The following is a 14,791-nucleotide window of genomic DNA, read 5'->3' as shown; positions in this document are numbered from 1 at the left end:
CCTTAATCTCTTTGGAAATTGGCGTAGCTATCTGTCGAGTTAGGTTCGTCGATAACCTTGATAATGATGCACTATGACTCAGTCATTTTTTGCAATTTGGTGATCTTACGCTTAACACCCACTTTCGCATCGAGTGCTAAAGCCGTCTCGTAATAGTCTAAAGCGGACACCACATTATCATTGGCCTCATACAACTCCCCGAGCAATCGGTAAGTTTTTGCACGAAGCTGATCATCAGCGTCGACATGATTGGTTAGCGCAATAATATCATCGACAATCGTGGGTAATTTAGGCCCCGGTGACGCGCAATAGGCTCGCGCTTCTATTTCATATAAGTTATAGAGTGCATAAACGTCATGCGTATCTGGTTTAACCTCGACTTCGGGATCAACAGTTTCTGCTCGCAACTCTTCAACAACATCAGCCTCTTTTGCTTCTTCAGATGTTGATCCTGACGTAGGAACGGACGCAGAGACCTGATCGATCGTGACACCTTTGCTCGAATAAGTCACATTGGAGCCCTTTCCGAAATAACGCAGATAAAGCCAAACTAAGCCAACGGCGGCAGCCAGACCAGCAAAAATAACAAGGCCGGTCATTAGTAAGTAAAAACCCACTACAATTACTGCTAACAAAACTAAAAAACGAATTATTTTCTTCATGATATCCTTAAAAACGATGACTTTAGGGAGTAATTAAGTGCAAGCTAGCCATAAATCGGCGTTGAATCTTTATTCTTACTAGATTAGTACAAAATTTAACACATTTCCGCTCCTCGTTACAGTCGGAGCAATTCAAGAGCTTCGTCAAGAAAAGGTAGCATGGCAATAGGAGTTTGAGTAGAAAACACGCCGGGTTTGTTTTTAGCAATATTGTAAAAAAAGGCTGATTTTTGAGCGTCCAAATACACGGACAGAATAGGGCAATGATTAACCTTGGCTATTCTTAAAAAGCCACTTTGCCATTTTGTGCCGCGAATACCATACGGGCGTAATCTAGATACTTCTCCAGCAGGAAAAAAATCAGTGCGCCTCCATTCCGCAGATGTAGGTTAATGTTTTGAATATTCTCTTCGGCTTAGTTCTTTACAAAAAAGTGAACCGTTAGTGACATTTTTATGACACTGCATTTGCTTTGGCTCAACTTGGTTTGATAGCTAAATTAGTGTGGAAGTTTGAAGTGCACGCTTCTATATAGCAGACATTGCATCTTGTTTAAAGCCTATAGAGCTAGGCAGTCTTAGATGTCTTAACGTCAATTTATTGCTTTTGTAATCCCCGAATGCCTCGTCTTTCCGATATCGCTCTTCAAAGAACGTGCATCGTTTATAATAGGTTGCTCATTCACTCAATTTTTTCAAAACACCGCAATCTTTTATTTTACCTTCACCATCACACGCACTCGACATCCCAAGCAATGTTACTTTTAATGCTGTTAAATCTTCAATCCGAGCGCTTACTTCTGCAAGATGCTCCTCTATAGTGTCCGTAATTGAGGCACAGCTACTTTCAGGATTTTCTCGGTTTTCGATCAGTTGCTTTACCTCCTGAATTGACATGTCTAGCGCCCTGCATTGCTTTATAAAAGTCAGGCGCTGGAGAGCGTCTTTCCCATACAGCCGATAGTTGCCTTGGGTGCGCTTCGTTTGGGCAAGTAGTCCTTCACGCTCATAGTATCGAATTGTTTGTATAGAACAGCTAGTTTGTTTTGATAACGCACCAATTTTCACGAAGACCTCAATAAAGTATTGACTCTATACTAAGTATAGACTTTACAATCATTCTATTCAATTGCAGTACGATAATTCAGTATGTGTGGATGTGATTGCGGCGTACAAATTAATGATGCCTCGCAAAACAAAGTTTATATCAGATTACTCATTAGAGAAGAACAAACATGACCTTTAATCAAGCAGCAAAACCATACATTGAAGATAAGTTTAAACAAGCTTCGAAGGCTCAGGCGTGCCGTAAATACGATAAAAGCTTTGCATTACTTGAAGATGCTCATGTTATCGGGCAGCAGTCGACATATTTCCATTCGCTTGTGCATCTTAAGATGCTGCGACATGGACTAGCAATGCGTAATTACAAAGAAGTCACCGGGCAACTATGTAGACTAATCGGCGCGTTCACAAAAACGGCGATAGGACTCATTCCCACAGGCAATACCGGTGGCGCCAACGTCAATCCGTTTAGACCGATGCCTATATCAGCACAAAACAAAGAAACGATAGCGAGAATTAAACATGCACAGTCACGACCATAGCCATCAGGGTAGTGGCGATAATGCTTCGAAACGCATTGGGTGGGCGTTTTTTCTTAATGTTGTATTCACTATCATCGAATTTATTGGTGGTTGGCTCACTAACAGTACGGCCATCATGGCCGATGCCGTGCATGATTTGGGCGATAGTTTATCTATTGGCACTGCATGGATACTTAATAAGCTCAGCGATAAAGAGGCTAACAACACCTTCTCTTATGGCTACAAACGCTTTTCATTGCTCGGTGCGTTGATTAACGGCTTAGTACTCACGGTTGGTTCTGTGTGGATATTATTTGAAGCAATTCCTCGACTCGCAGCACCTGAAATGCCTCACGCTGAAGGCATGCTGTTGCTGTCTATATTCGGGATGGCTGTAAATGGATTTGCTGCCTATAAATTAAGTGATGGCGACTCTTTGAATGAACGTGTTCTCAACTGGCACTTACTTGAAGACGTGCTAGGTTGGGTAGCTGTTTTTATTGTATCGGTCGTCTTGATGTTTAAACCTTGGCCTATATTAGACCCTATATTATCAATCGGTTTTACCCTGTTTATCTTATTTAATGTTGTCCGCAATTTAAAAGAAACACTCTTGCTTTTTTTGCAAGCGACACCCGATAGTAAGCAAGTTGAAAAAGTGCGCAGCGTATTACTCTCAAAGTCAGAGGTAGACGCGCTTCATCACTTTCATATATGGTCATTGGACGGCGAACAAAACGTGATGACGGCGCACTTAGTGTTAACTAATGAGGCTACTGTATCGCAGATTCAAACGCTTAAACGTCAGCTTCAAGAGGAGCTTGCTGTATTTGAATTTGTGCATACGACGATTGAGCTAGAGTTTGCTGATGAACAATGCCGAGATGACAATACAAATGCGTAACTATACGAAAGTAATCATGGTGGGCTTTTCAAGCACATTGATTTCCACTATAGTGCCAAACGAAATGACTATTACCTTAACCATGGCTTGTACATGACACGTCAACGAATAATCGGATACTGCACAATACTGCTGATTTTGTTTCAGTCATTTTCTGCTGTCGCCAATTCATTAGACTTTCATGCAATGGATACAGAGCATTTACAACAAACGCATCAGCACAGTGTTGATGACAAAACGCCAAGCACCCCGCTTCAGCAAGTTGATGATAAGAACGATACAACGGTTAATCAGCATAATCCGGCTGACTGTCATCACTGCGGCCACTGCCATGGCACCCATGTACAATGGGTCACTCAACAACATTCTCAAAAAATCCTATTGGTGGCGCAGGTGCATGAATTTTTCTATCTCAAAACCATGATTGACGGCCAAGTCAGTCGATTATTACGCCCCCCAAAAGTTTAGCTCACTATCAATATTATAAAAAAATAGATAACAACAAATGCCTTTGGGTTTTGTTGCTCGTTTTATATTAATTAGATCATGAGTTCAAATAATGACATATACATCAGTAAAACATACTGGAGCCTTAATATGCTTCGGTTTATCTGTGATTTTTTCTCAGAGCATAAGTGCTGCGCAGGAACAATCTACAGATAAAACAAAAGAAGTATGGTTGGCCCTTCAAGTTAACAAACATCCAGATATTGTGGCTGCCAGAGAAACCATGAATGCAATATTTTCTATGGCACTGGGGAACAAGCAACCTCTATATAATCCTGAATTACAAACGGGATATGAACGAGAGGGAGATGCTAATAATTTCACTATCGGTATAAACCAAAAGATTGATTGGTGGAATAAACGAGAAACCAAAGCACAAATAGCTGATTTCAGTTTAACGCAAGCGAGCAAACACTTTAATTACCTAGTGCAAGAAAAAACCGCTCAAGCATTACAAGCATTAGTTACTTGGCAGGCAACTAAAAAGCAATCCGTTGTCGCGCTGGAGCAGGAAAAGCAACTAGGTACCATCCTTGACTTAGTCACAAAGCGTCAACAATCCGGTGATTTAGGGCAAATTGATGCCGAATTAACTTTCTTGAGTTTAACTCAAATATTGAACGTAACGGCAAAAACTCAAGTTCAACTAAAGCAAGCTCAAGCTCAAGTTAAAGAGTTATTGCAAGATTGGACGCCCGACACAGTTGTTTTGCCTGCACAAGGTTTAACGTTCAGTAACTATGAATCATCACCGCAGTGGCTTGAACAACACCCCTTGGTAGTTGAAGCAAAAGTACAGTGGCAAATAAGCAAAGGTGATGCTCAACTTGCAATTCTAAACACCAAAGCAGAACCAACCATTGGTGTTAACGCAGGCAAAACAGCTAGAGAAAATACGCTGGGTCTCACTTTTTCTATGCCACTGAATATCCGCCAAGATTTCTCGGCTCAAGCAAAGGCTGCAAACCAGCAGTCTATAGCGGCAGAAGCTAATTTTCGCTCGGTGTTTCGCAAACAAAAGTATGCGATCCAAGCGGCAGCAGACACTTTAATGGTTTATCAACAGAACTATCAACGTTGGCAAAAATTAATGGAAGGCAGAGGTGAGCGTAGTGGTGATTTACTGCATAAACAATGGCAAAGCGGTGACTTAAGCACGACAGAGTACTTACTTGCTCTACAACAACGTGCAGAAGGTCTTAATGCGGGTATTGAGTTACAAAGCCAATACCATCTAAGTCAAATCGAATGGCTATTGCAAGTTGGACAGGTAAATCAAGCAATCGAGCAAATGTCGCATTGATAGCATTACTTAACTTGGTTTTCAGCATAGAAACAAATTTTGGAAAAATAAATATGAACAAGAAAATTACATTAATTGCCCTCACCAGCTTATTTTTTGGATTGGCTTCTCTAAGCGCTATATCATCAGCGAATAGTCAAGGGGCTGAAAAAGCGCCTAAACATCAAGAAAATGCCGGCGTTCATGAAGCAGAGCAGGTTACTGAAGGTAAAGATGACCACACCACTGAAGGAAAAGATGACCACACCACTGAAGGAGAAGGAAAAGGAGAAGATGAGCATGGTCACGGTGGTAAAGAGGAAGAAAGTGCTGGTGTTAAGCTTACCAGTGGCCAGCTTTCATTAGCTGAAATTGAAACAAAGCCACTGTCTTTACAAACGCTATCATATGATATTTATGCACCGGGCGAAATAAAGGCTAATGATTACACTAGCTATTTAGTGTCACCCCGGGTTGATTCTATCGTACTTAAGCGCCACGTAGCCTTAGGAGATCATGTTGAAAAAGATCAAGTCTTAGTCACACTTTTTAGTGAATCGGTAGCTGACGCCCAGGCAAGTTATTACGTCGCTAATGCAGAATGGCAACGTGTGCAAAAATTAGGACGAAAAGCGGTTGGTGATAGACGTTATGTTGAAGCACAAGCTGATTTTGAATCTGATTATGCCCGTTTATCAGCCTTTGGTTTATCCACAGCGGCCATTAAAACCTTAACAAAATCACGGATGAAAAAACTCGGCGAGTATACGCTAAATGCAGAAATAGCGGGCGCGGTGCTTTCAGATAATTTTCGCCAAGGACAACACTTTGCATCTGGTGACACCTTAATTGAGTTGACTAATGAGCAGACTCTATGGGTTGAAGCGCGTTTAGCACCCACCATGCAGCTTTATATTCCAGTAGGCTCTGCTGCCCAAGTTGTGATTGGCGACACCAGCTACACCGCAAGCGTTACCCAAAAAGCACACACTATAGACCCAATAACGCGTACGCGTATTGTTCGTTTACAAGTTGAAAATGATGATCATAAGCTTCATCCGGGCTTATTTGCCGATGTTTACTTTTCTTTTGCTACCGAGCAGCAAGTGTTTGCAGTACCTGAAGAGGCACTCATGCGCGGTAGTGATGGCGACTGGCAAGTATTTGTTGAAGAAAACGGCCAATACAAAGGCGTTGAAGTTGTATTAGGACGTACCTTATCTGATATGGATACCTCACAAAAAATGCGTGAAATATCAGGCATCACCGCCGGTACAAACATTGTTGTAAAAGGTGCATTTTATGTTGCAGCAGAAATCGCCAAAGGCGGCTTTGATGCCCACAACCATTAGGAGTAAGACAGATGCTAAACAAACTTATTGACTGGTCTGTCACAAATCGACTATTGGTGATCATCGCCTTAGTTGCCTTGACAGCATCGGCCCTATTTATGATCCCTAAATTAAATTTAGATGCTTTCCCTGATGTAACCAATATACAGGTTACTATTAATACCGAAGCGCCAGGACTTGCTTCCGAAGAAGTTGAACAACTGATAACCTTCCCCATTGAAGCAGTTATGTACGCCCTTCCCGATGTAGAAGAAGTTCGCTCAATTTCCAAAACCGGGCTTTCAGGCATTACTGTTGTTTTTAAAGAAGGTACCGATATTTACTTTGCCCGATCGCTTGTATTTGAACGCTTGCAATCAGCCAGAGAAATGATCCCCGATGGCGTTGGCACGCCTGAAATTGGTCCTAACACTTCAGGTTTAGGGCAAGTATATCAATACGTACTGCTTGCTGATAAAGACTCTGGCTATGACAATATGTCATTACGTAGTTTGAACGACTGGGTTGTCAAACTTTTACTCATGCCTGTTGACGGTGTTACTGATGTATTAGCCTTTGGCGGACATGTTAAACAATACCAAGTCAATGTAAACCCATCAGGTTTGCTTGCTTATGAGTTAACTCTAGAAGATGTGGCTAATGCACTAGACGCTAACAACGGCAATGCGGGTGGCTGGTATATGGACCGGGGCCAAGAGCAACTGGTTATTCGTGGTGTTGGTTTGTTAAGTGCTAACCAACTAGGTTTAAAAGAAATAGGGCAAATTCCGTTAAAGACCATTAATGGTACTGTGATTAAAGTATCTGATGTGGCTAGCGTAGAGTTTGGTAGTGAAATTCGCCAAGGCGCAGTCACCATGACTAAGCGCACTACTGATGAACAAGGACGTGAAACAGGTATTAAACACTTAGGTGAAGTGGTGTCGGGTATTGTACTTAAACGCATGGGTTCAAATACTAAAGTGACTATTGATGGTATTAAATCTCGTATCCCGTTAATTCAACAAGCTTTGCCTGATGGTGTTACTTTTGAGCCTATTTATGACCAAGCTGATTTAATTGAAAAAGCCGTTAGTACGGTAACAACCGCACTAGTACAGGCTTTCATCTTTATTATTATTGTTTTAGCGTTGTTTTTGCTTAATGTCCGTGCGGTAATTTTAGTTTTAATCTCCATTCCATTGTCAGTTGGCATGGCATTAACGCTCATGGCTTACTATGGTTTATCAGCAAATTTAATGTCATTAGGCGGTTTAGCAGTCGCTATTGGTATGATGGTGGATGGCGCTGTTGTTATGGTGGAAAACATCTTTAAACATTTGTCACAACCTGATCGCCGCCATGAAGGCAGTCATCACTTTGACGCGGGTGAAGATAGAGGCGTTGGTCTGAGAATTCAGGTAGCTGCACGTGAAGTTGCCAAACCTATTTTCTTTGCGGTAAGTATTATTATGGTGGTTTTTGCGCCATTATTTAGTTTAGAAGGCGTGGAAGGTAAGTTATTCCAACCCATGGCCATGAGTATTATGCTCGCCATGGTCGCCTCTTTAATGGTGGCGTTAATCGTTGTTCCTGCGCTGGCCAGCTTTTTCTTTCAAAAAGGTATTTCTCTTGGCAAAGAAAAAACGAAGGTTAGCCCGATTGTTGCTTATTTAGAAAAAGCGTATCGAGCAAGCTTAAGTAAAGCAATGCAATCAACCAAAGCCGTATTGATAGGTTCGGTATCATTGTTAGTTGCCGCTTTATTATTAGTAACGCAACTTGGTACCGAGTTTGTGCCTGAGTTAGAAGAAGGCACTATTAACTTGAGAGCAACAATGGCACCTTCAACCAGTCTAGAAACCGCATTGAGCGTTGCCCCTAAGCTTGAAAAAATTCTAATGACATTTCCAGAAGTGACTTATACAACTAGCCGCATTGGGCGTGCTGAAGTTGGTGGCGACCCTGAGCCGGTCAGTAATATAGAAATATATATCGGCTTAAAAGACCATAAAGATTGGGTCAGTGCGTCAACACGTCAAGAGTTACAAATATTGATGGAACAAAAGCTTGAGCAATTTCCAGGTTTACTACTTAACTTCTCACAGCCTATTGCCACGCGCGTTGATGAATTGTTATCAGGGGTAAAAGCGCAATTAGCAATAAAACTTTTTGGCCCTGATTTAGACGTACTAGCACAGCAAGGCCAAGCTATCGTCGACGCAATACAAGGGGTCGAAGGTGCGCGTGATATAGCGATGGAGCAAATTGCAGGTGAATCACAATTAGTGGTCATGCCAAACCGTCAACAACTCTCTCGATATGGCTTATCGGTGAGCGATGTTATGGAATTGGTACGAGATGGCATTGGTGGCCGCCAAACAGGGCAAGTGATCAACGGTAACGAGCGCTATGACATTTATTTACGCCTTGCTAAAGAATTTCGCGAAGATCAACAAGCGATTAGCAATTTACGTTTACAAGCGCCCTCTGGTGCATGGGTTCGTTTAGGTGATGTGGCTGATATTTCAATACAATCCGGTCCACCACAAGTACGTCGTGACGATGTGCAACGTCGAGTAGTTATTCAGGCCAATGTACAAGACCGAGATATGGGCAGTGTAGTAACGGACATTCAACAAGCCATTAAAGATAAAGTGGATTTACCTACGGGTTATTCGGTTGATATTGGCGGGCAGTTTGAAAACCAACAGCGGGCGCAGCAGCGTCTCGCCATTGTTGTGCCATTGTCTATTGCTATGATTGCTCTACTGCTTTATTTTGCTTTTGGTAGTGTAGGACAAGCAGCATTAATACTCGTTAATTTACCACTGGCGATGATCGGCGGTATTGTTGCTCTTTATATTTCTGGGCAATATTTGTCTGTGCCGAGTTCGATTGGCTTTATTACACTATTTGGTGTCGCCGTTCTAAACGGCGTGGTGATGGTAGAGTCAATAAACTTAAGAGTAGAAAGGGGCACGGACAACATTGTTGACTCGATTTACGAAGGAGCAATATCAAGACTTCGCCCGGTATTAATGACCGCAATAACAACAGCGTTAGGCCTAATTCCCATGATTTTATCAAGTGGTGCTGGCGCAGAAATTCAACGCCCGCTGGCTATTGTTATTGTCGGTGGCTTAGTATCTGCAACCTTCTTAACCTTATTTGTATTACCCGTGCTCTATGCATGGTTTTCAAAAGATAAAATAGAAGAAATGCAGAGATAGTAATTTCGCTTTACTCTAAAGGTCAAATTGCAGCCACAATTTGACCTTTTTTTTAGCAACTACTTTTACGCATCAATTTTATAAAAATCTTTATACCATTCAACAAAAGCAGCAATACCGTCATCTAGGTTAGTACTTGGGCGATAACCCACTTCCTTAACCAATGCTTCAACATCAGCGTAGGTTGCCACTACGTCACCTGGCTGCATCGGCAATAAATTCTTTTCAGCGGTTTTACCGAGTGCTTTCTCTATCGTTTCAATAAACGTAAGCAGGTGTACTGGTGTTTGTGCACCAATGTTATAAATACGCCATGGGTTTTTGCTTGAACTAGGAGAAGGTGACTTAGCGTCCCAGTTTGGATCAGGCTTAGCGACATGCATCATGGTTTTAATAACGCCTGATACAATGTCGTCAATATAGGTGAAATCACGGCGATGATTGCCAAAATTATAAACATCGATAGGTTCACCCGCGCTGATCGCCTTGGTAAATTTAAACGGCGCCATATCAGGGCGGCCCCAAGGACCATATACCGTAAAGAAACGTAAGCCGGTTGTTGGTAAATTATATAAATGGCTATAGGTGTGAGCCATCAATTCATTGGCTTTCTTGCTAGCTGCGTAGAGTGAAACCGGATGGTCAACATTATCGTCAACACTGAATGGCATCGTTTCATTAGCGCCATAAACCGAGCTTGATGAGGCATACACTAAGTGCGCTACCTCATGATGGCGACAACCCTCAAGTATATTCATAAAGCCAACAATATTAGCGTCGATATACGCATGTGGGTTTTCAATCGAAAACCTAACGCCCGCTTGTGCTGCAAGATGAATAACACGATCGAATTTATGCGCTTCAAACAAGGCTTCCATTGGATCACGATGCGCAATATCCATCTTTATGAATTCGAAACGAGCGGCATTTTCATGCTCTGCTATCCAATCCAACCGCGCTTGTTTAAGCGATATGTCGTAGTAATCATTGATGTTGTCTATACCGATGATATCCATGTCCATATCAAGTAATTGACGACATGTGTGGGCGCCGATGAAACCTGCTGCGCCGGTAACTAAAATTTTCAATTTATTTCCTTGGTGACAAATTATCGTTCGATTGAACATCTTTCGGGGTAAAGATATGCTCGCCGAATATTTTCTCAATAATACCCCGACCCGACTTCATGAGTAAATGGTAAGTGAGTAAATGTAGCGGCATTTTAATAAAATGTCCTCGCACCGTTGCCAGAAAATACCGAATGGGGGTCGCATCGCAGTGTAATAATCGATGTTGAGGTAGTAACACCTTTGCGAAAATAAATTGATCAAAAGCAACGCGTAATGTCGACTTATTTAGCAATAAATCAATCGTCGGTGTCGGTAATGATAATTCAAATATGTTTTGCAATGCACGCAAAGCCAAGCCTACTTCGTACTTGAAGCCAAGTTCCTCAGCAACATCAATAATATCACTTAAGTTATTGGGGCCTATTTCTATCAACATAAAGTACAAGTCTAGTACATCGCGAAAAGCGGTTTTGTATTCTTCATTTCTAAATAAATGTACCGCACTGTGCACAAACTGAGCCGGTAAGCTGAGGGTTTGAATGCCGTCTTTATTGCTTATTATGTAATTTTTCAAGGCTGAAGCACTCGGTGCATCATTGGACACAATCGGAATAATATTATGATGGACATCAATGATAGTGCCACGATGCATATGCGCTAGAGGCGGAATTTCATGCGCCCACTTACGATAATAACGTTGATCGTAATCGCTAATTTTTTCCCCAAACCAACCGTGCAAGGCCAGTGTTTGCTCGCACTCGATAAGTTGTGCTTTGTTTACCAAAATATCGATGTCACTGTATATTCTGCCCTGCCCCGCCAGTGAATGATTAAGGCTATATGCTGCCCCTTTTAAAAACACCACAAATTCTGATACTAGGTTGAGAATATGGCTTATCTCATTGGCTTCTAAAAACACCTGTTCTTTTTGTTTCTCAGCTACCCTCAACGCATTTTTTAAATGCCGTATGGTCTTTTCATCTAATAGCAGTGGATTTTCATTTACCGGCAGTGGCTTTTCATTTACCGGCAGCAGCTTTTCATTTACCGGCAGCGGCTTTTCATTTACCGGCAGCGGCTTTTCATTTGCCGGCAGCAGCTTTTCATTTACCGGCAGCGGCCTTTCATTTACCGGCAGCAGCTTTTTATCTGCTTGCAGCGCATGTTCATCTGAGCTAAAGGGCTTTTCATGTAATTGCTCATCAAACGTTTTATCGAAGATCAGAAACGCTAATTTAGCCAACACTTTTTGCTTTCTAAGTACCACCATTACCTTTGAGCGTTCAGGTTCGGTTAATTCGACCAGCATCTGGGGCTTCAAAAACAGCTGAACAATGAAGTGTTGATCAAGAAGCATTTATAATATCTTCAGTTAAAAACAGGTCCACTTCGTTTAGATCGTTGTAAAAAATTTCGAAGTGCTTTGTTTTCTCTATTAATGAAGTAATAGTGTCGAAGCTGGACTCTCCAATTGCAGTAAAATTGAACGAATTATCAACTAACTGCATAAAACTCTCGGTCATATTCAATTGATAGATGTCTAATTTTCTATCTACCTTATAGTTAGGATAAACAATCCCTACAATTGTAGCAGCTGTTCTATTTTGCTCAAACGCTGCTTTGGGCGCCGCCATGTGGATCACATCGCCTTTGTGGGTGTCGGCGGCTACAGTAGAAAAAACACACTCAGGAAACCATTGTTTGGCTAACGCTATCGAGCTATTTTTTAAACAAATAGGCCTTACAAATGGAATAACTTGATTCGTACCCGGTATAATTAAGGCCATTTCATCCGATAACAACCGCCATCCGTTCTGCGATAGATGCGCCGTTAAGGTACTTTTACCTGAGCCTGGCGGTGCCGGAAATAAAATGGCTTTATCGTCTTTGGCAAGCACAGCAGAATGGACTATTGCATACTGTAATTCATGCGCGGCAACGGTCCAATTCATTCCCCATTCAAGCATTGCATATGCCTGATTTGCCTTTAGCGGCTTAAAGGGTTCACGCTCATCACATAAAAAACGAGCTTGGGGTTTATAAAAGCGCCTGATCCCGCCTGAGTAGGTCGCACTCAAATAATAATCAACATAAACCAATGGATCTATTTCATCGCTATAAGCACTGCCATATAAACTGTTAGCATTACGGGCGACCAATGAAATATTGGTTTCAACTTGAAACGTGAATGGGGGTAAGCTTAATTGAAAAGTTTGCATTTACTCTGCCACCGGCGACTCGACGATAAAACCTTGCTCTATGAGTGTTCGCAATTTGCTTAAGTCTTCTTTGCGCAGCTTTTGTGGACAATCAAGCCACTCTTTAAAAATCGTTTCATTAACGCTAATGGAAGTGACAACCGTACTTTGCGTATTAAAAAAAACCAGCCCTGACTTATCTAAAAAAGGATGCTTCAGCATCCCTTTTTTATATTCTAGCTTGGTTTTTTTACCAATATATTTACTCATCCAGTCGCATGTTGCAAACTTTCAGGATGATGATGTAGCGCTTTAAGCGTTCTCAATGTACCGACAGGGTCAGCCACTGCTGATATATGTAGTTTACTTAGAAATAGCTCGGCACTTTGATACGGTGCATGATTTCCATTTATTGCATTCACTATTGGGTAATGAATGCCATGACGACCGCTATACTTCGCATTCAAGTACGCGCTTACTATATAGCTGTTAAGGTCTGTTGGAGAGCCATCTTCGCTGCCCAGGTGGCTAATTAACTTTCCCCAAGTGTACCTGCGTTCTTTGTTGCTGCTGAAGCCGCGTTCTGTAAGTTCAATGTCATAGTGGCGACCCTTATGCTTTTGGCTAACCACTTTACCTCTCACTTTGTGCTCGATAAAATGTTTTAACTCAATTTTGTCACCTAACAAATGGCACAAACGCAGTTTAGATTCCTTACCATTGAAGCATCGTCTCAGCTTCCAGTTAATAACGGGAGAGGCGGTGTATGTAAGACCTGCATAGACTCGACCCAAGGCAGAAACACCAGAGCGAAGCCATTGATCAGGCAATTTCAAAATCAAGGGGGTCCCACCAGCAAAATCAGAACCGTGACCGGACGCAACAATGCTGTTAGTTAATCCAGTTGCCCACACCGATTTAGCGGGAATTGTCGCCAATGCCGCACCAACAGAAGCTCGCGTTAAAAATTTACGGCGGCTACTTGCTCCATCCAAATTTTGGTCGGTCAAATTTGAATTTTTGTCTAGCATTCGATATCACCTATTCACTAACTATATTGAGTTAAATAATGCAAAAATCAAGCCAATAAATAACTCTCTGTTTTTATTAGGTTTTTATAAAGCCCATTTAAAAACTGATAAAAAACCTGACACTAATATAAAAAACCTTTGATATTACAACGCGATATCATTGCCTTTGGCTAGCTTTCTCAGATCCCTAATTGGGATTGCATAAGTGATCCCACTAGGGTTTGTTAGCGCCGCTTCCTTGCCTGCTGATACAAATACTTTGTTTATAATGGCAATTACTTCGTTGTTGTTGCGATTGAAAACCGGACTGCCACTGTTGCCAGGATAGGCTGTGGCATCTAATTGATAAACCAAAAAGGGTGTTTTAAGCCGGTCTAACATTTGCAGCGTTAACTGATTTGCATTGCTAGCAGGGTTAACGTCTGGCGTAATGGCGGCGATAATTCCCTGGTGCGTTGCCGGGTATAAACCTAAAACAGCACCAATAGGAAAACCTGTAAAGAAAATGGACGTTCCTTGGTCTATCAGTTTATCGTCAGCCAATTTTAATGCAGGCAATGCTGTATCGATAGATAAAATAGCAATATCATGCACTGGGTCTATCGCGATAATATCCATTTTATGAATCGCGGGGTTTTGGCCTGTACCACTTAAGGCAACGAAATTTTGAACAATTTTCGGGTCTAATTCTTTGGAAACCACGTGGTAGTTGGTCACAATATACTTACCATTGCCCACTACAAAACCAGTACCTAATATTTGCGGTGCTTTTGACTCGATTGGCGTAAGAATAGCAATGCCGACAATCGAGGGCTTTATCTGTTTTATTGATCCAGGCAACGATTGAGTTTGCTGAGCCGATGTCATAGATGAGAAACACAAACAAAGTAAAGCGAAAATAGTGCTCCCCCAATATCCATCAGTAACTGCACTTCCTTTTTTGATTTGCATTATCATTCTCTTCTGTTGATTTGTGCGTTAGCATAAC

General features: G+C 41.8%; 14 protein-coding genes. 6 read left to right on the top strand and 8 right to left on the bottom strand.

Annotated features, from left to right (window positions below; translation table 11 throughout):
• Window positions 1-71: 71 nt before the first annotated feature.
• Window positions 72-662 (bottom strand): tetratricopeptide repeat protein, encoded by a 591-nt coding sequence (locus G399_RS0113155; protein ID WP_006013197.1) that lies wholly within the window; start codon window positions 660-662, stop codon window positions 72-74.
• 677 nt (window positions 663-1,339) lie between these two features.
• Window positions 1,340-1,729, bottom strand: coding sequence for a Cd(II)/Pb(II)-responsive transcriptional regulator (cadR, locus tag G399_RS0113150; RefSeq protein WP_026843723.1), 390 nt, complete (start codon window positions 1,727-1,729; stop codon window positions 1,340-1,342).
• 167 nt (window positions 1,730-1,896) lie between these two features.
• Between cadR and G399_RS0113145 the strand changes: the two genes are divergently transcribed.
• The 6 genes from G399_RS0113145 to G399_RS0113120 all read left to right on the top strand — a co-directional run bounded on the left by G399_RS0113145 (window position 1,897) and on the right by G399_RS0113120 (window position 9,504).
• Window positions 1,897-2,268, top strand: a complete 372-nt coding sequence (locus G399_RS0113145; protein WP_006013190.1) for a DUF3703 domain-containing protein — start codon at window positions 1,897-1,899, stop codon at window positions 2,266-2,268.
• Window positions 2,249-3,151 (top strand): cation diffusion facilitator family transporter, encoded by a 903-nt coding sequence (locus G399_RS0113140; protein ID WP_006013189.1) that lies wholly within the window; start codon window positions 2,249-2,251, stop codon window positions 3,149-3,151. The genes G399_RS0113145 and G399_RS0113140 overlap by 20 nt, the downstream gene beginning before the upstream one ends.
• 93 nt (window positions 3,152-3,244) lie before the next feature.
• Window positions 3,245-3,619 carry a hypothetical protein gene (locus tag G399_RS0113135; protein WP_006013187.1) on the top strand — a complete coding sequence of 125 codons (375 nt, stop codon included), beginning with the start codon at window positions 3,245-3,247 and terminating at the stop codon, window positions 3,617-3,619.
• Between the two features lie 91 nt (window positions 3,620-3,710).
• A complete protein-coding gene (locus G399_RS0113130; protein ID WP_026843722.1) occupies window positions 3,711-4,961 on the top strand; it encodes a TolC family protein in 1,251 nt (416 codons plus the stop codon).
• Between the two features lie 53 nt (window positions 4,962-5,014).
• Complete coding sequence (locus tag G399_RS0113125; protein ID WP_006013181.1) at window positions 5,015-6,292, top strand: efflux RND transporter periplasmic adaptor subunit; 1,278 nt, start codon at window positions 5,015-5,017, stop codon at window positions 6,290-6,292.
• Between the two features lie 11 nt (window positions 6,293-6,303).
• Window positions 6,304-9,504, top strand: a complete 3,201-nt coding sequence (locus G399_RS0113120) for an efflux RND transporter permease subunit (RefSeq protein WP_006013178.1) — start codon at window positions 6,304-6,306, stop codon at window positions 9,502-9,504.
• A gap of 65 nt (window positions 9,505-9,569) precedes the next feature.
• Here the strand turns inward: G399_RS0113120 and G399_RS0113115 are convergent, their stop codons facing one another.
• From G399_RS0113115 to G399_RS0113090, 6 genes are all read right to left on the bottom strand, one after another.
• Entirely contained in the window at window positions 9,570-10,592 is a 1,023-nt protein-coding gene (locus G399_RS0113115; RefSeq protein ID WP_006013175.1) for an NAD-dependent epimerase, read from the bottom strand.
• A gap of 1 nt (window position 10,593) precedes the next feature.
• Window positions 10,594-11,931: a nucleotidyltransferase family protein gene (locus tag G399_RS20740; RefSeq protein WP_006013172.1), complete on the bottom strand. Its 1,338-nt coding sequence runs from the start codon at window positions 11,929-11,931 to the stop codon at window positions 10,594-10,596.
• Complete coding sequence (locus G399_RS0113105) at window positions 11,921-12,793, bottom strand: HprK-related kinase A (protein WP_006013170.1); 873 nt, start codon at window positions 12,791-12,793, stop codon at window positions 11,921-11,923. The genes G399_RS20740 and G399_RS0113105 overlap by 11 nt, the downstream gene beginning before the upstream one ends.
• Entirely contained in the window at window positions 12,794-13,042 is a 249-nt protein-coding gene (locus G399_RS0113100) for a hypothetical protein (protein ID WP_006013168.1), read from the bottom strand.
• Window positions 13,039-13,803: a hypothetical protein gene (locus tag G399_RS22365; protein WP_006013166.1), complete on the bottom strand. Its 765-nt coding sequence runs from the start codon at window positions 13,801-13,803 to the stop codon at window positions 13,039-13,041. The genes G399_RS0113100 and G399_RS22365 overlap by 4 nt, the downstream gene beginning before the upstream one ends.
• A 144-nt stretch (window positions 13,804-13,947) precedes the next feature.
• Window positions 13,948-14,754, bottom strand: a complete 807-nt coding sequence (locus tag G399_RS0113090) for a S1 family peptidase (RefSeq protein ID WP_006013162.1) — start codon at window positions 14,752-14,754, stop codon at window positions 13,948-13,950.
• Window positions 14,755-14,791: the final 37 nt, after the last annotated feature.

The organism is Brumicola pallidula DSM 14239 = ACAM 615, from assembly GCF_000428905.1.
In the GTDB taxonomy this organism is placed as follows: domain Bacteria; phylum Pseudomonadota; class Gammaproteobacteria; order Enterobacterales; family Alteromonadaceae; genus Glaciecola; species Glaciecola pallidula.
This window is presented reverse-complemented; position numbering and strand designations above follow the sequence as displayed.

Excerpts from the sequence above, each read along its gene's own strand:
- G399_RS0113135 (WP_006013187.1), top strand. The coding sequence starts at position 3,245 with ATGACACGTCAACGAATAATCGGATACTGCACAATACTGCTGATTTTG.
- G399_RS0113130 (WP_026843722.1), top strand. The coding sequence starts at position 3,711 with ATGACATATACATCAGTAAAACATACTGGAGCCTTAATATGCTTCGGT.
- G399_RS0113100 (WP_006013168.1), bottom strand. The coding sequence starts at position 13,042 with ATGAGTAAATATATTGGTAAAAAAACCAAGCTAGAATATAAAAAAGGG.
- G399_RS22365 (WP_006013166.1), bottom strand. The coding sequence starts at position 13,803 with ATGCTAGACAAAAATTCAAATTTGACCGACCAAAATTTGGATGGAGCA.
- G399_RS20740 (WP_006013172.1), bottom strand. The coding sequence starts at position 11,931 with ATGCTTCTTGATCAACACTTCATTGTTCAGCTGTTTTTGAAGCCCCAG.
- G399_RS0113105 (WP_006013170.1), bottom strand. The coding sequence starts at position 12,793 with ATGCAAACTTTTCAATTAAGCTTACCCCCATTCACGTTTCAAGTTGAA.
- G399_RS0113090 (WP_006013162.1), bottom strand. The coding sequence starts at position 14,754 with ATGCAAATCAAAAAAGGAAGTGCAGTTACTGATGGATATTGGGGGAGC.
- G399_RS0113125 (WP_006013181.1), top strand. The coding sequence starts at position 5,015 with ATGAACAAGAAAATTACATTAATTGCCCTCACCAGCTTATTTTTTGGA.
- G399_RS0113145 (WP_006013190.1), top strand. The coding sequence starts at position 1,897 with ATGACCTTTAATCAAGCAGCAAAACCATACATTGAAGATAAGTTTAAA.
- G399_RS0113155 (WP_006013197.1), bottom strand. The coding sequence starts at position 662 with ATGAAGAAAATAATTCGTTTTTTAGTTTTGTTAGCAGTAATTGTAGTG.
- G399_RS0113140 (WP_006013189.1), top strand. The coding sequence starts at position 2,249 with ATGCACAGTCACGACCATAGCCATCAGGGTAGTGGCGATAATGCTTCG.
- G399_RS0113120 (WP_006013178.1), top strand. The coding sequence starts at position 6,304 with ATGCTAAACAAACTTATTGACTGGTCTGTCACAAATCGACTATTGGTG.